Source organism: Segatella copri DSM 18205 (genome assembly GCF_025151535.1).
Lineage (GTDB): Bacteria > Bacteroidota > Bacteroidia > Bacteroidales > Bacteroidaceae > Prevotella > Prevotella copri.
In genome coordinates, this window is sequence record NZ_CP102288.1 from 863,304 (window position 1) to 883,571 (window position 20,268).

Here is a 20,268-nt window from a genome sequence, read left to right on the forward strand (position 1 = left end):
GTTAAAAATTGAAGATTATGATACTAACAGTTAAAGATGTAGATTATTTAGGAGATTATACTCTTCTTTGTACATTTAATGACGGAGTGACGAAGAAGGTTGATTTGCAGCCTCTGTTGAAATATCCGGCATTTGCAGAATTGAAGGACAAGAAAAAGTTCGTTCAATTCGGACTAGACCAAACTATCTTCTGGTATAATGGAGCTGATATTGCTCCGGAATATCTCTATGATAATGGTGTTATGGCTTAAAGATTTCTTAGGTTGAAAGACAGTCTGCCTTTCCATAAAAATAGGCTGAGCCATCATGCGATGACTCAGCCTTAATTCTTTTTTATCCATTCAGAACTTTACTGCTGAACAGGAATCTTCTTGACGCGACGCTCGTGACGGCCACCCTCGAATGTTGTGGCAAAGAACTCGTCGAGAATAGCCTCGGCGGTCTTGTTGTCTACGAAACGACCTGGAAGTACCAATACGTTGGCATCGTTGTGCTGACGAACCAAATGAGCAATCTCCTTGCACCATGCCAATCCGGCACGTACACCCTGATGTTTATTCAATGTCATGGCGATACCTTCGCCGCTGCCGCAAATGCCGATACCTGGATATACTTCGCCGCTCTCAATGCCTTTAGCAAGAGCATGACCGAAGTCAGGATAGTCTACACTCGCATCGCTGTATGTACCATAATCCTTTACAGGATAACCCTTCTTTTCCAAATATTCCAATACAAATTGCTTCAATGGAAAACCTGCGTGATCGCATGCAATACCAACTGTCTTTACTTCCATAATACTTAAGTTTTTAAGTGAAGAAAACGGGGTAAACCCTTATCCTTCACAAGGTTAATGTTAAAAGAGTGAAAGGAGTCGGATGCCGGAAATGGAAATCTGCCATCCGGCAAAATCTCCAACTCCAGCTTCCAACTCCTGTTTAGTTTATGCTAATTAAGCCTCTGCCAAGAAAGCCTTTACCTGCTTGTAAACGTTCTCGCCTGTGTAACCGAGCTTCTCATCAAGTACCTTGTAAGGAGCTGAGAAACCGAAGCTCTCCATACCCCAAACCTTACCATTAGCGCCTACGAGACCCTGGAGTGTTACAGGAAGACCGGCAGTCATACCGAAGATCTTAGCGTTCTTTGGCAATACGCTCTCCTGATACTCCTTGCTCTGACCGCGGAACAAGCCCTCTGATGGAGCACTTACCACGCGAACCTTGATGCCGTCGGCACGCAAAGCCTCGCAACCAGCCTCCAATGTAGAAACCTCAGAACCGCTAGCTACGAGGATAACGTCTGGATTCTCGTCGCTGCCTGCTACGATGTAAGCACCCTTGGCTGCCTGCTCATAGTCTGTTCCCTCTGGCAATTTAGCGATGCCCTGGCGAGAGAAGATCAAAGCTGTAGGAGTCTCAACATTCTCCATAGCGAGCTTCCAGCAAACTGTAGTCTCGTCAGCATCAGCTGGACGGAATACGCGAACGCTGTCCTTACCTGCGTGGTTCTTCAACTTCTCCATCAAGCGGATCTGTGCCTCCTGCTCAACTGGCTCGTGAGTAGGTCCATCCTCACCAACGCGGAATGCATCGTGAGTCCAGATGAACTTCACTGGAACCTGCATCAGGGCAGCGATACGAACAGCTGGCTTCATATAATCAGAGAATACGAAGAATGTACCCATTGCTGCAACCACACCACCGTGGAGCATCATACCGATACACATATCAGCCATTGTCAACTCAGCAACACCTGCCTGAAAGAAAGCACCTGAGAAATCACCACGAACGATGCTCTTGGTCTTCTTCAAGAAACCATCTGTCTTATCAGAGTTAGAAAGGTCAGCAGAAGCACAGATCATGTTAGGAACCTGCTCTGCCAAAACACCGAGACAGGCAGCTGATGCTGCACGTGTAGCTGAACCAGCCTTCTGCTCAACCTTGCTCCAGTCTACCTTAGGAGCCTTGCCGCTGAACCACTCATCCATCTGGGCAGCCTTCTCTGGGTTAGCCTTGCGCCACTCAGCCTCTGCAGCCTTGCGCTCAGCTACGATCTTCTTCAACTCCTCAGCACGCTTAGCGTAGATTTCCTTTACATCGTCGAAGATAACGAATGGATTCTCAGGATCACCACCGAGGTGCTTGATGGTATTAACGTAAGCGTCGCCACCGAGAGGAGCACCGTGAGTATTGATGCAAGCCTCGTAGCTTGTGCCGTCTGCGCGGAGAGCACCCTTACCCATTACGGTCTTACCGATGATGAGGGTAGGACGGTCCTGCTCCTTCTGGGCAGCATCGAGCGCCTCACGAATCTGAGCTACGTCGTTACCGTTGATCTTGATGACATTCCAGCCCCAAGCCTTGTACTTCATCTCTGTATCCTCGTTCATTACAACGCCACACTCTGTAGAGAGCTGGATGTCGTTAGAATCGTAGAACATGATGAGGTTGTTCAGACCGAGGTTACCGGCGATACGACCAACACCCTGAGAAATCTCTTCCTCTACAGCACCATCAGAGATGTATGCGTAGATCTTGTGCTGCATCATGGTTGAACCCAGACGAGCCTCGAGGAACTTCTCTGCAACAGCTGCACCAGCTGCGAGGGCATGACCCTGACCGAGAGGACCAGATGAGTTCTCGATACCACGCTCAAGGTCGAGCTCTGGGTGACCAGGAGTTACAGAACCCCACTGGCGGAACTGCTTGAGGTCTTCCATTGAGAAGAAACCACGCAAAGCCAAACCTGCATAGAGCATTGGACTCATGTGACCTGGGTCGAGGAAGAAACGGTCACGACCTGTCCATGTTGGATCTGATGGATCATAAACCAGGTACTCAGAGAAGAGCACGTTGATGAAGTCAGAACCACCCATAGCACCACCTGGGTGACCGGAATTTGCCTTTTCTACCATTGAAGCAGCCAAGATACGGATGTTATCAGCTGCATGATTCATTACTTTAATGTCGTTCATAATTTTATATTTATTATTGTTGTTATTTCTGCTGAAATATTCTTGTTTTTCTAGCTCTGAAGGCTACTCAAAAGAAGGATACTTCCTTTTTTCGCCTTCAAAAATACTATTTTATTTTCAAAACTACGATAGATTTTGCAGGAATTTTTACTTTAAGGGTGTTTTTCTTTACTTTTGCATCCTTAAAAACTGCAGGCTTCACTACATCCGGGTGTGCGAAGTCGTTGTAATCGCTCACCTTGTTGCAGGAAAGAATCTGTCCTGTTACAGTTTTCGGAGCAGCTGCACCATCCAGATTAAACTCTACCTGCTGAGCCTTGTCAAGGCTGACATTGGCAAGAGCAACCACAATGGTTCCATCTGCCTTCTTGGCTGCTGAAGTAGATACCAATGGAATCTTTCTTCCATCTCTTGCGTGATCATCGCCGCGAACATCCATAGAGTCGCACTTTACATCCATTGGGAGATAGGTTGCCTCCTGGAAGTCCTTGTACATGTTGAATACATGATAGGTTGGAGTCAGAACCATGTGACCTGTTCCCTTTGTATCTGTCAGGATCATTGACTGGAGTACGTTGACAATCTGTGCGATATTGGTCATCTTCACACGCTCTGTATGGCGGTGGAATACATTCAGCGAGAGCGCAGCAACGAAGGCATCGCGCATACAGTTCTGCTGATAGAGGTGGCCCTTGATAGTGCCAGGCTCCTCATCCCACCAGGTTCCCCATTCGTCAACGAGGAGGGCTACCTGCTTCTTTGGATCAGCCTTGTCCATGATAGCCTCGTGCTTCTTGATGACATCTTCTATGCCGAGCGCCTTGCCCATGGTCCAGTAGTAATCCTCATTGTTGAACTTGGTGGCAGAACCCTTGCTGCCTGTCCAGCCTGTTACTGTATAATAATGTAGAGAGATGGCGTTGGCACGGTTGCCGATGCGGTCCATCAATACCTTAGTCCAGTTATAATCGTAATCGCTCGCTCCAGATGCAATCTTATAGAGCTGGTTTCCGTCATAGTTGCGGCAATAAACAGAGTAGCGGCGGAAGAGATCTGAATAATACTCAGGACGCATGTTGCCACCGCAGCCCCAACTTTCGTTACCAACACCGAGGTATTTTACCTTCCAGGCCTTGTCGCGGCCGTTCTGTCGGCGGAGTTTTGCCATAGGAGTATCTCCATCGCTGGTCATATATTCCACCCACTTTGCCAATTCCTCAACAGTGCCGGAACCCACGTTACCGCTGATGTAAGGCTCGCAACCCAACATCTCGCAGAGATTCAGAAACTCGTGTGTACCAAAAGAGTTGTCCTCAATGGTTCCACCCCAGTTGTTGTTCTGCATCTTTGGTCGCTTCTCACGTGGACCGATACCATCCATCCAGTGATACTCGTCAGCGAAGCATCCTCCAGGCCATCTTAATACAGGTACTTTCAGGTCCTTGAGGGCTTGGAGCACGTCGTTGCGGTAACCCTGAGTGTTAGGAATCTTAGAATCAGGACCTACCCAAAGACCACCATAGATACAACTTCCGAGATGCTCGGCAAACTGGCCATAAATCTCTTTATTGATTTTCTGTGTTCCCTGGTTGGCATGGATTGTTCCTGTTACATCCTGAGCTTGAGCTGAGAATGCAACTGCTGTTGAAAGCAATGTGGTAGCGAATAGTTTCTTCATCATTGTTCTTATTAATTGTTGTCGATTTTTAGTATAATACGTTTGTGGAGGTAGAATCCCCACAAACGTATTTATCTTTTATTTACTTTTTGTTCTCAATTGCTGCCTTTTCGATAGCAAGACCAGCCTTGTAGGTTTCAATATATTTATCAAAACCGGCTACATCTTCGGCAGTAGGTGCAATCTCTACACCAGTATTGCCTGCAAATACCTTCTTGTCGAGATAATCTGCCAGGCTCAACTTCTCTTCGTTGTTAACGAGATAACCTGCGAGCAGGGCGATACCCCATGCACCACCTTCGCCTGCTGTCTCCATGACAGAGATAGGGGAGTTAATGGCTGCAGCGAGGATGCGCTGACCTACACCCTTGGTCTTGAACAAACCGCCATGACCTGTGATGCGATCTACCTGTACCTTCTCGTCCTTGAACAATACATCGTTACCAATCTTCAATACAGCTACTGAAGCATAGAGGTTGGCACGCATGAAGTTGGCAAGGTTGAAGTGGTCGTTGGCAGAACGTACGAACATAGGGCGACCTTCTGCAAGACCTGTTACAGGCTCACCAGAGATATAGTTGTAAGCAATCAATCCTCCGCAATCAGCATCGCCTTCAAGAGCGTGGTTGTAGAGCTTGCCGAATACCTCGTTCATATCTACTGGAACACCGAGCAACTCCTGATATTGCTTGAACAAACCTACCCATGCATTGAGGTCGGAAGTACAGTTGTTACAGTGAACCATTGCTACAGGGCTGCCGTCTGGAGTAGTCACCATATCAATGACTTCGTAAGGTTGGCTCAAGGCTTTCTCCAATACAATCATAGAGAAAGAAGATGTACCTGCACTGACGTTACCTGTACGCTGACGTACAGCGTTGGTAGCTACCATACCAGTACCTGCATCACCTTCTGGAGGACAGAGTGGGGTGCCTGCCTGGAGTGCGCCTGATGGGTCGAGCTTCTTTGCACCTTCCTCGGTCAATACGCCAGCATCTTCGCCTGCGTTCAGTACCTCTGGGAGAATGTCGAGAATCTTCCAGCCCAGGTTCTTAGGCTCGATGAGCTTATCGAACTTAGCTACCATCTCTGCATCGTAGTTGTTGGTGTTAGAGTCGATAGGGAGCATACCTGATGCATCGCCTACGCCCAAAACCTTCTTGCCTGTGAGCTGCCAGTGGATATAACCGGCGAGAGTGGTAAGGAAGTCAATCTTGTTGATGTGGTCCTCACCATTCAGGATAGCCTGATATACGTGAGAGATACTCCAACGCAATGGGATGTTGAAGTGGAAGAGCTCTGAAAGTTCAGCTGCGGCCTTGGCTGTATTGGTGTTACGCCATGTGCGGAAAGGAACGAGAATGTTCTCATCCTTACCGAAAGCCATGTAGCCGTGCATCATCGCAGAAATACCGATGGCAGCCAACTGCTTGATTTCGCAGTCGTACTCAGCCTTCACGTTCTTGCGGAGGTCGGCATAACAATCCTGCAAACCTTTCCAGATTGTGTCGATGCTGTAAGTCCAGAGACCATCAACCAACTGGTTTTCCCACTCAAAGCTACCCTGTGCGATAGGGTTGTTGTCGGTGTCGATCAAGACAGCCTTGATTCTGGTAGAGCCAAACTCGATACCGAGAATGGCCTTACCTGATTCTATAATAGTTTTTGCGCTCATTATTGATTCTTTCTTTAATGTAAGGAACAAAGAGAAAAGCAATGGAATTCTTCACTCTTCGTTCTTCACTCTTCACTTAAATTATCTCAACGCCTTGTTGAGCATGTAGTAAATCTCGTTGTTGCGGAGCTGCTGCTTGAAGCTGCTGATAGTTGTGTTCTTGTCGATGTTGACGAACTCAATACCGAGAATCTCGCAGAAGTCTTCCCAGTACTCAGCAGTGATATCGTAAGAGAATGCACTGTGGTGAGTACCACCAGCGAGGATCCAAGCACCTGCACCAATCTCGAAGGTTGGCTGTGGAACCCAGAGAGCTGAAGCTACAGGGAGCTTAGGCATTGCCTTTGGCTCGATGCACTCTACCTCACTTGCGATGAGACGGAAACGGTTGCCGAGGTCAACTACAGTTGCCTTAACACCCTTACCTGTCTTAGATGTGAATACCAAACGGGCTGTCTGCTCCTTGCGGATACCGATGCCGAGGAAGTGTACTTCGAGTGTTGGCTTGTTGACTGCGATGAGAGGGCAGACCTCAAGCATGTGGCTCTGGAGGCTAGATGTGCGGTCGGCAGCGAAGTTGAGGGTATAGTCCTCAAGGAATGAGCAGCCCTTTGTCAAGCCCTGGTTCATTATCCAGAGTGAGCGATAGAGACACGCTGTCTTCCAGTCACCTTCGGCACCGAAGCCGATACCTTCAGCCATCAGGCGTTGTGAAGCAAGACCAGGAATCTGGTCGAAGCCGATGAAGTTAGGATCGGTGATGTCTGCCTCACCAAGGTCGTCGAAGTTGGTAGTGAAGGCTGTTGCACCTTCCTCCTTGAGCACGCGACGAAGAGCGATCTCTGCCTTTGCGGCATGGAGCACTTTCTCCCAATAAACCTCTTCGCCTGACTCGTCGATCTTGATTATATATTCCTTCTTGTATTGCTCAATGAGAGCCAGTGCCTCTTCGTCAGAAACCTGCTTCCAATATTCCATGAGGTTAGAAACTGGATAGTAGTCAACATGATAGCCGAGACGCTGTTCGAACTCAACGCGGTCACCATCTGTTACAGCAACATTGTTCATGTTCATACCGAACATGAGGCAACGTACATTGTGTGCATCAGCAACGGCTGCAGCAACACGTGCCCAGATAGCAATCTTCTTCTGAGCCTCAGCGCTCTTCCAGTGTCCAACTACTACCTTGCGAGGAATGCGCATGCGAGAGCAGATGTGACCGAACTCAATATCACCGTGAGCTGACTGGTTGAGGTTCATGAAGTCCATGTCGATAGTGTCCCATGGCAACTCTGCGTTGTACTGGGTGTGGAAGTGGAGGAGAGGCTTCTCGAGAGCCTGCAAGCCCTTGATCCACATCTTAGCTGGAGAGAAGGTGTGCATCCATGTGATGATACCTACGCACTTCTTATCGTTGTTGGCAGCCTTCATGACGGCCTCTACTTCTGCAGAAGAGTTAGCTGTGCCCTTGTAAACTACCTTGATTGGGATGATGCCACTGTTGTTCAGACCATCTACCATGTCCTTTGAGTGACCATCAACTATCTTAACTGTTTCGCCTCCGTAAAGAAGCTGTGCACCAGTTACAAACCATACCTCTAAATTTTCAAATGCTTTAATCATGATTGTTTGTTGTATTAATTGTTATTGTTAATGTTATCTAATATCTTTATTTGAAACACCCTTTAATTAGTGCTTTTTTTGTCCATAGTAAGCGTTAGGACCGTGCTTGCGGTTGAAGTGCTTCTCTACGAGCAATGGGTTCATGGTGGTGTTTGGATTCACAGAGAATGAGATGAAAGCCATCTTGGCCACCTGTTCAGCTACTACTGCGTGATAAACAGCCTGGTCAGCATCCTTACCCCATGTAAAAGGACCATGGTTCTTAACCAATACGCCAGGAGTATGAACTGGGTTGATGTTATCTTTCTTGAAACGGTCAACGATGACAACACCTGTGTTGTGCTCATATTCTGCCATCATATCCTCTGTCATCGCATCAGTGCAAGGGATGCAATCGTGGAAGTAATCAGCATGAGTTGTACCAATATTAGGGATGTCCAAGCCAGCCTGTGCCCAAGCGGTAGCATAAGTAGAGTGAGTATGAACTACGCCACCCAACTCTGGGAATGCGCGGTAGAGAACCAAGTGGGTTGGTGTATCAGATGATGGATTCAGATCGCCTTCTACTACCTTACCTGTTTCCAAGTCTACTACTACCATATCGCTAGCCTTCATGGTGTCATAATCGACGCCTGATGGTTTGATGACAACCAGACCTTTCTCGCGGTCGATGCCACTCACGTTACCCCATGTAAAGAGCACGAGGTTGTGCTTAACGAGATCAAGGTTTGCCTTGAACACTTTTTCTTTTAATTCTTCTAACATAGTTTTTTTTGTTTTAAGTTGTTTATTCTATTTCAAATTGAACGATGGGTCTTCCTCGTATGCTTTCTTGTTGAAGCGGTAGAGGGCGGCGCCTCGTTTCGAGTTGACTTTATCGATGAGTTCTGTTTTCTCGATGAAGTCGATATCCTTCACGCGTTTGCGGAAGTTGCGCTTATCAATCTCTTCGCCTATTACTGCCTCGAATACATGCTGAAGCTGTGTCAGCGTAAAGAGGTCTGGGAGGAGTTTGAAGCTTAATGGCTCATGATTGATGCGGCGGCGTATCTGTGCGATAGCGTTGCGGATCATGAGTTTGTGGTCTGAGTAAAGTTCTGGAAGTTCGTTCAGACTAACCCATTCCAATCCGTGTTCTACACGGAGGCTGTCATCATAGTCTTTCACATTGATGAGAGTGCAATAGGCGATAGAGATAACTCGCTCACCTGGGTCACGGTCGATGCGGCCGAAAGCTCCTACTTGTCTTATATAGAGGTTTTTCATTCCAGTAAGTTCCAGGATGACTCTGTTGGCAGCATCTTCGAGATTTTCTGTTGCGCCAACGAAACCACCATAGAGTGACCATTCGCCTCTTCCCGGGTCCATCTTGCGTTTGCCTATCAGTACCTGGAGGTTACTACCGTCGAAACCGAAAATGATACAATCGACGGATACTAATACTTTGGAGTATTCATTATAAAACTGGGTCATGGTCTTACTGCTGTTTTGATGTAATGATTCAATGTATGTTGTGTTCTTTTGCTTGCTCTTCATAGAGCAGCTTCGAGAGGAAAATCAAGGAGTAAGAAGGAGAAGAAAGAATCACGGATTTTTCAACAGAAACAGTTTTGTCTGATCTTTGAGAAAATTCCAGACTCCTCACTTCTTACTCCTGACGTGAATAATATTTTACCAGAAGTATGCGTAGAATGCTGCGCAGAGGCCGATTACTACGAGGGTACCGATAATATCGAAGGCACTCCAACTCTCACGGATAGACTTCTTGAAGTCTGATGTGAAGGTGATTGCCTCTACCTGCTCCTTGCTTGGAGCTGGTGTGAAGCAGCTTACTACTACCATGAAGATGATGAGGAATACGAGCAACCAGCACTCGAATACGAGCCAGTTGGTCTGCCAGAACCATGCGGTGTAATCCCAGAATGCACCATCCATTGTAGCCTTACCTGTATCAGTGATGACGTTGGTAACGAGGCGGAGCATACCGATGAGGAAACCGGTGATCATAGTGTACTCACCTGCCTTTGGAGTAATCTTCTTGAAGAAGATACCCATTGCAAATACGGCTACCATGGCTGGTGCCAGAAGTGACTGGATACCCTGGAGATAGTTGTACAAAGTATCCATCTTCATCATGATTGGCAACCATGCGAAACCGAGAACTACAACTACAACGGTAGCGATACGGCCAACGAGTACGTAGTGAGCCTCAGACATGCCCTTCTTCAATGGCTTGTAGAAGTCCTCGGTGAAGAGGGTAGCACAGCTATTGAAGAATGCTGCCAATGAAGCAACGAGTGCGCAGATGAAACCGATGGTTACAATACCCTTGATACCTGCAGGAAGAACGGTCTTTACCATGATGGCGAAGGCTGCATCAGTCTCGTTCATCTGGATAGCACCCTTCTGAGCCAAGGCTGCTGCAATCATACCTGGGATGAGGAACATGAAGCAAGGGAGTACCTTGAAGAAACCGGCTGCGATAGTACCGCGGCGGGCACGCTTCATAACCTCTACGTTGCTCTCGCCAGGAACCTGACCGAGTACACGCTGAACGATGTGCTGGTCAGTACACCAGTACCAGAAACCGATGATGGTTGCACCGATGAATACTACGAAACCAGGATAATCCTGATACATAGAGTCACCTGCCTCCCAGTGGAACATGTGGGTTGTACCATAACCATTGTTCAGCTTGCCGCAGTAATCCATCATGTCGGCCCAACCGGCAGAGATGCTGCCACCGCCGAGGGTAGAGAGACCGAGGAAGAGTACGAGGAAAGAACCGATGACGAGGATAGGAGTCTGGATGGTTGACAATGTCATCACACCCTTCATACCACCGAATACGGTGAAGATGGTAGTGAGGATAATCAAGCCGATGGCACCAACCCAGAAGTTCAAGCCCCAAAGATATTCAAAGAAGATACCACCTGTAAGGGCTGTAACACTCACCTTAGTAAGGATGTAAGCTACGAGGGTGATGATAGAGAGCCATGAACCTGTGCGCTGGGTATAGCGGAACTTCAGGAAGTCTGGCATGGTGATGATTTTACCCATCTTGTTGATGAGCAACTGGTAGAAAGGTACGAACAGCCAACCCAAGATGAGGATCATCCAGCCCTGCATCTCCCAGTGTGCCATACCGACACCACTCTTGGCACCTGTACCAGCCAAACCAACGAGGTGCTCTGAACCAATGTTGGCTGCAAAAATAGCCATACCGATTACATACCATGGCTCACCCTTACCGAAGAGGTAGGCAGAAGAGTCTTCACCTTTCTGAGCCTTTCTGTCTTTCATGATTGCGTGCCAGACAGCCCAAATTACGCCGATAACACCAATGGCGAGTATAGCCCAATCAAGCCATACGAATTCTGTTGAATTCCAATTCATAATTACTATAAGATTGTTTGTTTATTATTATTTGTTTATTCTTTTCTTTTATTGGATGCTTATTATGTTAGTTTCTTATCCAGCACATTTCGTTTTTTTGTTATTGCGAAAACTTCTTGTTGGATGTTAGCTGTTCCAGCGGACTTTATCCGCCGGTTCGCTAACTTTTAAACTAACTTACGCTTACTTTTTAACGCTGAATTTGTAAGCGAGGTGAGAATAGTATTTCTCTCCTGGCTTCAATGTGGCATCTGTCCAATCCTTTACACCCTGAGCAATCTTGGTTGGAGAATCAGGATATTTCTGGCTCTCGAAGCAAACGCTTACGTGTTTAGGATACTTGATGCCATGCTTGCAGGCAATACCTGTGCCTTGGAAGTTACCGGTGTAAACCTGAATGCCTGGCTCGTTGGTAAATACTTCAAGAAGGATACCGCTCTTTGGTGAGTAGAGGCTTGCGCAAACTGTTTTGTCATCGCCCTTACCGTTCTTATATGTGTTCAAACACCAGTTGTGGTCGTAACCTGTGGCATTCTTAATCTGGTCAAAGTTATAGTCTACCTTCTTGCCGATTTCTGCAGGTTTACGGAAATCCATAGGGGTTCCCTCGACACTCTTGATTTCACCTGTTGGGATGTAAAGTGAATCTGCAGGAGTGAACTTATCTGCATTGATGTACATTACCTGATCGAAACCTTCCTTAGATGGATCGCCATTCAAGTTGAAGTAACTGTGGTTGGTCATATTGACAACGGTCTCTTTGTCTGTTGTAGCGCCAAACTCGATGTCGAGTGTGTTGTCACTCTTGACCGTATATTTAGCTGTTGCTGTTACGTTGCCAGGGAAACCATTCTCGCCATCCTTCGCATTGATAGTGAAGGTAACGGATGAGTCGTTCTTCTCTGTAATGTCGTAAACCTGGTTCAACCATCCTGTTGCACCACCACCATGCAGGCAGTTGCCATTATCATTTGCCTTCAACTGGTATGTTGAACCAGCAAGTGAAAGTTTAGCATCCTTGATACGGTTGGCATAACGTCCTACTGAAGAACCATAATCTGAAGGAGAGTTAAGGGTGTCAGCATACTGATGGATATTATCGTAACCAAGAACCACATCTGTTGGCTTTCCGTCCTTGTCTGGAACGGAAATGGAAACGACACGTCCACCATAATTGGTGAGGCAAACTTCCATGCCGTTTGCATTCTTGAGAGTTACTAACTCAGTCTTCTTGCCCAATACTGTTGAATCGAAATCTGCTGGATTCAAACCAGATTGTGTGAGACTTGCATTGCTGCTTGATGAACAAGCTGAGAGGGTAGCGATAGCCGCAAAACCAACTCCCATAAATAGGGTCTTAAATGTACTCATTTTTAGGCTGTTTTTTATTGTCTATTCATTTTGGGTGTAAAATTACAATTTTATTTCGAATCTGCAAGCGTTTTCCCTAACTTTTTTTCTTCTAAAGTGTCTTTTTAACACTATTTGTATGAAAACGCCTGTTTTTGTCTTATTTGGGACAAAAAAACTGCAGTTAGCAAATACTAACTGCAGTTCCTTATATTATATATAATGTATATATTAGCAAACCTTGTGAGAACCCTCAGAGATGATTACAGGGTAAATCTCTGGAGCATGACCATATTTAGCTGTGAACTTAGCTGTAACGTCCTCAACGAACTTGTCGTAGATATCGTCCTTTACCAGGTTGATGGTGCAGCCACCGAAGCCACCGCCCATGATACGGCTACCAGTAACACCGTTCTCCTTAGCAACATCGTTTAAGAAGTCGAGTTCCTCGCAGCTTACCTCGTATTCCTTGCTCAAGCCGTAGTGAGTCTCGTACATCTTCTGACCTACTGTCTCGTAGTCGCCCTTCTCAAGAGCATCGCAGACTGCCAAAACGCGGTCCTTCTCGCCCAATACGAAGTGAGCGCGGCTGTAATCCTCTTCGCCTACCTCAGCGCGAACCTCTTCCAACTGCTCCCATGTGCAATCACGGAGAGTTTCGAACTTAGTTTCTGGGTGCTTTGCTGCAATGTGCTTAACAACATTTTCGCAAGAGTTGCGGCGGTCGTTGTATGGAGAACCTGCCAGCTCGTGCTTTACCTTAGAGTTTACCAGGCAGAGTTTATAGCCCTTAGGCTCGAATGGGAAGTATTCAAATTCGCGGCTGTTGCAATCGAGGCGCATCAACTTACCTTCCTTACCGAAAACAGAAGCAAACTGGTCCATGATACCGCAGTTAACACCTACATACTTGTGCTCAGTAGCCTGGCCTGCGAGTACGAGATCCCATTTAGAAACCTTGTTGTCACCAAAGAGGTCGTTCAAAGCAAAAGCAAAACAGCTTTCAAGAGCAGCAGAAGAAGACATACCTGCACCGAGAGGCACATCACCATAGAATGCTGCATTGAAACCCTTTACGTCAACGCCCAAAGCCTTCATCTCCTGGCAAACACCATAGATGTAACGTGCCCATGAAGTGCGTGGACCTTCAGGATCATTAATCTTGAATTCTACACGGTCCTTCAAGTCGATAGAGTAGAGCATGACGGTATCTGTTCCGTTAGGACGGATTTCTGCCATAATACCCTTATCTACTGCACCTGGGAAAACAAATCCACCATTATAATCGGTATGCTCGCCAATCAAGTTAATACGACCTGGTGACATGTAGATGTTACCTGTTTTACCATCGAAATGCTTGATGAAACGGCTTCTTACTTTTTCAATATCCATAATTAGTTAAGTTTTTGTTGGGTTGTTACTAAAGATTTGATTATATGATTTAGCCCCAAGACTATATATGCCTTAGGGCTAATTTATTTCGTGTTATTAATCAACAGGAATATCCTTGTTGATGTTCTTGCAACCAGCTACAGCATAAAAGAACATGTATGCCATACAGATGAGAGGCACAATGTAACTAGCCATATAGCCAGCGTTGTCTGCGATGAAGTTCTGTACCAATGGCATCAATCCGCCACCTACTACCATCATCATGAAGATACCTGAAGCCTGGGCTGTATACTTGCCAAGCCCCTCGGTAGCGAGGTTGAAGATAGAAGACCACATGATAGAAGTGCAGAGACCGCAGAGTACCAGGAACATGGCAGCGATAGGCACTGTTACCATCTGGAATGATGTACCTGTAAATACAGGCATTTCTACTGTAGTTGACTTGCCGAGAAGTACGGCGAGGACGATAAAAATCATACCTGCACCATTGGCAATCATCATCATCATGCGGCTAGATACCTTGTCAGCAATAAAGCTAGAGCAAAGACGACCAACCAGCATCAGGAGCCAATATGTACCTGCAACGAAACCACCGATAGCTGCTGCATTTGCCAAGGCTGTACCATTGATGAAACCACCACCATTTGCTGTTGTATCAGAAATGTAGAAGTTCAATGTTCCAGGAATGCCTACCTCAACACCTACATAAACGAAGATTGCGATAACGCCGAGGTTGAAGTGGCGGAAAGCCCATGGTGAATGCTCGAATACAGTCTTGTCTGTAGTCTTACCCATCTCTGGATCCTGGATAGGGATGAAGTTCAAGATAACGAATGCTGCTGCGAAGACGGCAAGGGCAATGTAAAGCACGAGGTTCACATCTACCATTTTGGTATTAGCAGTAACAGTACCGATAAGGGCACCTACGAGCATTGGGGTTAAAGTTCCGGATAAACTGTTCAATGTACCACCGATGAGGTTCAACTGGTTACCGCGGTTACCACCACCACCGATGAGGTTCAACATTGGGTTTACAACAGTATTCAAAATACAAACTGCGAAACCTGAGATGAACGCACCGAAGAGGTAAACGGCGAAGCCTGAGATGTCGGCACCGAACTTACCTGAAAGGAACTGGATGAGCACGCCTACGAATCCGGTAGCGATACCGGTGAGGGCTGTCTTCTTGTAACCGATTTTGGTGAGCAACTTACCTGCAGGGATACCCATGAAGAGGTAAGCCAAGAAGTTCATGGCGTTACCCAACATACCGATCATGTTAGCACTTCCGCTGTCAGCGAATACATTTTTCCAAATAACTCCGATAGGAGCGGCCAAATTCGTTACGAACGAAATCATGGCGTAGAGGAACATCATCGTGATAATGGCGATGATATTGCCATTTTTACTTTGGTTTTCCATTTTTTTTGATAGTTGATATTGTTATTTGTTATTATTATTTGCGAAAAGCTTGTTTATACTCTTTTTGAAGAGGTTATTGATTCTCTTTTATGGTAAAGAGGTTGCTACTCTTTTCTTCTAAGAGGTTGTTTCTTCTTTAAAGACGTTAAGACTTCTCTTTAAGATTGTTGTCGCGCTGGATGGGGTTTGTCATTCAAGCGCGAAAATGGAGCAAGTGCTGTTTAGAGTACCTGCTCCATGATTTATTCTGATTTATTTGTCAATTCCAAACTTATAGATTGTCTTCTGGGTGTATGTTTCACCCGGATTTAATCTGCAACTTGGGAAATAGGTGTGATTTGGAGTGTCTGGGAACTTCTGTGCCTCGAAGCAGACTGCACTGCGACGTGGGAATGTTGCACCAAACTGTCCTGAGATACCTGCAAGGAAATTACCTGTGTACATCTGCAAACCTGGTTCTGTGGTATAAACCTCCATGGTACGGCAGCTTACAGGGTCTTTTATACGGGCAGCGAAACTCAACTCACCTTCTTCTGTCTTGTTCAATACATAGTTGTGGTCATAACCCTGACCATTCTTGATCTGCTCGTTGTCTGCATTGATGTCCTGACCAATTGGCTTTGGTGTACGGAAATCGAATGGTGTGCCCTCAACCTTCAAAATCTCACCTGTAGGGATAGAATACTTATCGATAGGGAGATAGTAGTTTGCGTTCACCTCACAGATGATATTGTCAACTGTTGGGGTAGGATTAGCAATACCCTGGATTGAGAAGAAAGCGTGGTGTGTCAGGTTGCAGATGGTTGTCTTGTTGGTTGTAGCCTGATACTTGATAACGAACTCATTGTCGTCGGTCAATGTGTAAGCTACCCAAACTGTCAATTCACCAGTGAAGCCTTCTTCACCATAAGGGCTTGTGTATTTCAATACGACAGCGCTATCACTCATGCGGGTTGCATCCCAAACTTTGGTGTGGAAACCTGTAGGTCCACCATGCAGGTGGTTGGGACCATCGTTGCATGCCAAATGATACTCCTTGCCGTGAAGTATGAACTTGCCTTCTTTAATACGGTTGCCATAACGACCGATGAGCACACTCAAGAATGGCTCTGGTGAGTTGATGACGTCCTGTATGTTGTCATGGCCTTGGATGAGGTTGGCATAGTTGCCATCCTTGTCAGGCATCATGATGGCTACGACTGCTCCACCATAGTTAGTCACTGCAACTTCGTTGCCTTGCTTGTTTCTTAACACGAAGAGATCAGTCTTCTTGCCATTCACTGTGGTCTGAAAATCTTCTCTTTTCAAACCACACTTATTTGCTGGTTCTGTATTCATAATATCTCACTTTTTTTAGTTACCTTACTTTGGTTTAAGTAATGTACTGCAAAGTAACTAAAAAAAAATGAGTATTACAAATATTTTATGAACTTTTTGATTTAAAAAATCCTAAAACGATTCTGATAGCAAATCGGCAACGACGTAACTTGATCCGCCAATAAAGATAAAATCATCTTTTTTTGCGTTTGCTTTTGCTGTGTTAAATGCCTGTGCGATAGTTTGATAGCATGTTCCGTTTAAGCCGTGCTTTTGTGCGTATCCGAATAATTTGTCTACAGGAATCGCTCTTTTGGTTGATGGCTGTGTCCAATAGAAAATCGTGCTTTCTTTTGGCAACTTTTCTAATAGTTCCATTACATGCTCTACATCTTTGTCGTCAACCATTCCGAAGACAATATGTTTCGTATCGGCTTTGACGGATGCAATCTGAGGTTCCAGATACTCCCATCCGGCAAGGTTATGTCCCGTATCACAGATGGTGAGAGGGTGCTCGTTGAGTTTTTCCCATCTGCCACGTAAGCCTGTCAGCTCGCATACATGTTCGAAGCCGTTCTTTATGCTTTGATCTTTGATTTCTATTCCTTCTTCCTTCAGGCATTCTACGGCTGCGGATATGGTGCAGAAGTTCTTTTTCTGATAGTTGCCTTTCAGTTCGAAGTTCATGTCTGCGTCAGTTTCATGTGCAAAATGGATAGGAGAATTCTGTTCATGGGCTTTCTTGATGAACACAGGTTGGGTCTCTTCGTTCCATTCGCCAATAACGACAGGAATCTTTGGCTTGATGATACCCGCCTTTTCGCCTGCAATCTCGCCGAGTGTATTCCCGAGAAATTGGGTGTGGTCAAAACTGATGTTCGTGATAACGGATAGGATAGGAGTGATGATGTTGGTACTATCCAGTCTTCCTCCCAATCCAACTTCGATGACGGCAAAGTCTACCTTTTGTTCTGCAAAATACTGAAATGCCATCATGGTGGTCAGTTCAAAGAACGAAGGATGTAGCGGTTCGAAGAATTTCCGGTTGTTTTCTACAAAGTCGATTACATACTCTTCGCTTACCATCTCACCATTTATGCGAATGCGTTCTCTGAAATCTACAAGATGTGGAGATGTGAACAGGCCGACCTTATAGCCCTGGCTCTGCAGGATTGCTGCAAGGGTATGGGATGATGAACCTTTTCCGTTGGTTCCTGCAATGTGGATACATTTATATTGGTTATGAGGATGTCCGAAGTGTTCATCCATTTTATACATCGTATCAAGCCCAGGTTTGTATGCCTTGGCTCCAATCTTTTCAAAAACCGGCGTGCTGGTGAAAAGATATTCAACAGTTTCTTGATAATTCATGTTATATGTTATACCTTATTATATATACAGATAATCCCCGAAAAGAGCGAACCGTTCTTTCAAAGATAGTTCGCCCTCTTCGGGGATAGCTCTTTACTGTTTATTTTTTAAAGAGATTCTTGAAACTTTCAAAGAGAGATTTCTTCTCTGCATTATCTGCTTTGAAATTATCGCATTCCTTGAATTTCACAACAAGATCCTTTTCTCCTTTGGTCAGAGAGGTAGGGATGAAAACGGTAATATTGACGATAATATCACCACGGCCATAACCATATCCCTTAATAGCCGGCATACCTTTGCCACGCAAACGGATCTGTTTGCCTGGTTGTGTGCCTGGTTCTATTTTAATCTTTGTCTTACCATCCAAGGTAGGGACTTCTACCTCGCCACCCAAAGTGGCAGTTGCAAAGTCAAGAACAAGATTATGGTATAAGTCCTGACCAACACGCTCGAAATCATCGTTCTTTTCTACGCTTACCATTACCTGTAGGTTTCCGTAGAGACCATTGTGCTTGCCTTGGTTACCCTTTCCTTCAACGGTAACAACCATATCGTTGTCGACACCTGCAGGAATATTGATTTCTACGAGTTCCTCGCCCTTCACGATTCCGTCGCCACCGCATTCCTTACATTTGTTCTTGATGATAGTTCCCTCACCGCCACACTTTGTACATGCAGCCTGAGTTTGCATCATGCCGAACATGCTGCGCACCGTCTTTAAGACATAGCCGCTTCCATGACATTCCGGACATGTTTCTGGCTGGGCACCACCTTCGCAACCTGTTCCGTGACATGCAGAGCAAGTTACATCCTTGCGAATCTTGAAGCGCTTGGTAACACCTGTTGCTGCCTCTTGGAGAGTCAGTTTTACTCTTACGCGAAGGTCGCCACCCTGGTAAACCCGCTTCTGTGAACCGCCACCGAATCCGCCGCCACCAAAGCCGCTGAATCCGCCGTGTCCGCCAAAGATATCTCCAAACATAGAGAAGATGTCGTTCATGTCCATGCTGGCACCACCGCCGAATCCGCCGAATCCACCTTGTGGGCCGTTGAAACCAAACTGGTCATACTGCTGGCGCTTCTGGGCATCGTGGAGAACTTCGTAAGCTTCGGCAGCTTCCTTGAATTTCTCTTCCGCCTCTTTGTTGCCAGGGTTGCGGTCTGGATGATACTTGATGGCTATCTTTCGATAAGCCTTCTTTATTTCGTCTTCTGATGCCGACTTGTCTACGCCCAGCACCTCATAATAGTCTCTCTTAGCCATTTGCTTATTTCAAATATTGAATTTTCTTGCAGAATTCTAATGGAATGTTCTGAATTTTGAAAAATAATTTTTGATATTTCTTTCTTACTGACCTACAGCTACTTTGGCATGGCGAATTACCTTGTCGTTCATCGTATAACCTGTCTGGACGCAGTCAATAATCTTTCCCTTCTTGTCATCGCCCATTCCCGGAACCATAGCAATAGCCTCGTGGAAATCTACATCGAAATCCTTGTCGTTGGTTTCAATCTTCTTTACGCCAAGACCTTCGAGTGTCTTTACGAACTTGTTGAAAATCATCTGGACACCTTCCTTGATAACCTTAGGATCTTCGCTCTTGTCAGCGATGGCGCGCTCAAAGTCATCGAGAATAGGCAGAATAGCAGCTACAGTCTTCTCGCCACCATTCAAAATCAGTTCTGCTTTCTCTTTGAGGGTACGCTTACGGTAATTCTCAAACTCAGCAGTCTTATAGAGCAACTGTTTCTTGAGTTCCTCTACCTCTTGCTGTGCTTTTGTTAAAGGATCAACCTCTTCTGCCTTCTTGTCAGCAGCGTCTGTATTGTTGTCACCTTCTTCTGCCTTGTTGTCAGTATTCTGATTTTCCTCAGTATTTTCATTTTGAGTTGTCTGCTCATTATTTTCATTCTGAACAGTCTCCTGAACGTTTCCGTCCTCTATATTGATTTCTTTTTCTTTTGACATAGTCTTAAATTTTTTAAACATGATAATTCTTGTTATTGGTTGTTTGACAAAAAGTGTGCCAACCCGATTCTCATCGAATTGGCACTATTGAATTATAAGATAAT

At 45.7% G+C, this 20,268-nt stretch carries 16 protein-coding genes; 1 reads left to right on the forward strand and 15 read right to left on the reverse strand.

Annotated features, from left to right (window positions below; genetic code table 11):
* Nucleotides 1–17 precede the first annotated feature (17 nt).
* Nucleotides 18–251, forward strand: a complete 234-nt coding sequence (locus tag NQ544_RS03465) for a DUF2442 domain-containing protein (RefSeq protein WP_006846784.1) — start codon at nucleotides 18–20, stop codon at nucleotides 249–251.
* 98 nt (nucleotides 252–349) lie between these two features.
* On the opposite strand, the gene rpiB is transcribed toward NQ544_RS03465, so the two are convergent.
* From rpiB to NQ544_RS03540, 15 genes are all read right to left on the reverse strand, one after another.
* Nucleotides 350–793 (reverse strand): ribose 5-phosphate isomerase B, encoded by a 444-nt coding sequence (gene rpiB, locus NQ544_RS03470; protein ID WP_006846783.1) that lies wholly within the window; start codon nucleotides 791–793, stop codon nucleotides 350–352.
* A 156-nt stretch (nucleotides 794–949) separates the two neighbouring features.
* Entirely contained in the window at nucleotides 950–2,971 is a 2,022-nt protein-coding gene (locus NQ544_RS03475) for a transketolase family protein (RefSeq protein ID WP_006846782.1), read from the reverse strand.
* A gap of 106 nt (nucleotides 2,972–3,077) precedes the next feature.
* Nucleotides 3,078–4,652 carry an alpha-N-arabinofuranosidase gene (locus tag NQ544_RS03480; protein ID WP_006846781.1) on the reverse strand — a complete coding sequence of 525 codons (1,575 nt, stop codon included), beginning with the start codon at nucleotides 4,650–4,652 and terminating at the stop codon, nucleotides 3,078–3,080.
* 79 nt (nucleotides 4,653–4,731) lie between these two features.
* Nucleotides 4,732–6,324: a xylulokinase gene (locus NQ544_RS03485; RefSeq protein ID WP_006846780.1), complete on the reverse strand. Its 1,593-nt coding sequence runs from the start codon at nucleotides 6,322–6,324 to the stop codon at nucleotides 4,732–4,734.
* 81 nt (nucleotides 6,325–6,405) lie between these two features.
* Nucleotides 6,406–7,947, reverse strand: a complete 1,542-nt coding sequence (araA, locus tag NQ544_RS03490) for an L-arabinose isomerase (RefSeq protein ID WP_006846779.1) — start codon at nucleotides 7,945–7,947, stop codon at nucleotides 6,406–6,408.
* A gap of 66 nt (nucleotides 7,948–8,013) precedes the next feature.
* Complete coding sequence (locus NQ544_RS03495) at nucleotides 8,014–8,712, reverse strand: L-ribulose-5-phosphate 4-epimerase (protein WP_006846778.1); 699 nt, start codon at nucleotides 8,710–8,712, stop codon at nucleotides 8,014–8,016.
* Between the two features lie 27 nt (nucleotides 8,713–8,739).
* Nucleotides 8,740–9,420 carry an NUDIX hydrolase gene (locus NQ544_RS03500; protein ID WP_040552774.1) on the reverse strand — a complete coding sequence of 227 codons (681 nt, stop codon included), beginning with the start codon at nucleotides 9,418–9,420 and terminating at the stop codon, nucleotides 8,740–8,742.
* A 198-nt stretch (nucleotides 9,421–9,618) separates the two neighbouring features.
* Nucleotides 9,619–11,343, reverse strand: coding sequence for a sodium:solute symporter (locus tag NQ544_RS03505; RefSeq protein ID WP_006846776.1), 1,725 nt, complete (start codon nucleotides 11,341–11,343; stop codon nucleotides 9,619–9,621).
* 183 nt (nucleotides 11,344–11,526) lie between these two features.
* On the reverse strand, nucleotides 11,527–12,714 hold the full coding sequence (locus NQ544_RS03510; RefSeq protein ID WP_006846775.1) for an aldose epimerase family protein: 1,188 nt from the start codon (nucleotides 12,712–12,714) through the stop codon (nucleotides 11,527–11,529).
* Nucleotides 12,715–12,924: 210 nt separating this feature from the next.
* Nucleotides 12,925–14,085, reverse strand: a complete 1,161-nt coding sequence (galK, locus tag NQ544_RS03515) for a galactokinase (RefSeq protein ID WP_006846774.1) — start codon at nucleotides 14,083–14,085, stop codon at nucleotides 12,925–12,927.
* 96 nt (nucleotides 14,086–14,181) lie between these two features.
* Nucleotides 14,182–15,507, reverse strand: a complete 1,326-nt coding sequence (locus NQ544_RS03520) for an MFS transporter (RefSeq protein WP_006846773.1) — start codon at nucleotides 15,505–15,507, stop codon at nucleotides 14,182–14,184.
* Between the two features lie 252 nt (nucleotides 15,508–15,759).
* Nucleotides 15,760–16,845 (reverse strand): aldose epimerase family protein, encoded by a 1,086-nt coding sequence (locus NQ544_RS03525; protein WP_006846772.1) that lies wholly within the window; start codon nucleotides 16,843–16,845, stop codon nucleotides 15,760–15,762.
* 111 nt (nucleotides 16,846–16,956) lie between these two features.
* On the reverse strand, nucleotides 16,957–18,195 hold the full coding sequence (locus tag NQ544_RS03530) for a bifunctional folylpolyglutamate synthase/dihydrofolate synthase (protein ID WP_006846771.1): 1,239 nt from the start codon (nucleotides 18,193–18,195) through the stop codon (nucleotides 16,957–16,959).
* 100 nt (nucleotides 18,196–18,295) lie between these two features.
* Complete coding sequence (gene dnaJ, locus NQ544_RS03535; protein WP_006846770.1) at nucleotides 18,296–19,459, reverse strand: molecular chaperone DnaJ; 1,164 nt, start codon at nucleotides 19,457–19,459, stop codon at nucleotides 18,296–18,298.
* A gap of 84 nt (nucleotides 19,460–19,543) precedes the next feature.
* Nucleotides 19,544–20,164, reverse strand: a complete 621-nt coding sequence (locus NQ544_RS03540) for a nucleotide exchange factor GrpE (protein WP_040552621.1) — start codon at nucleotides 20,162–20,164, stop codon at nucleotides 19,544–19,546.
* Nucleotides 20,165–20,268: the final 104 nt, after the last annotated feature.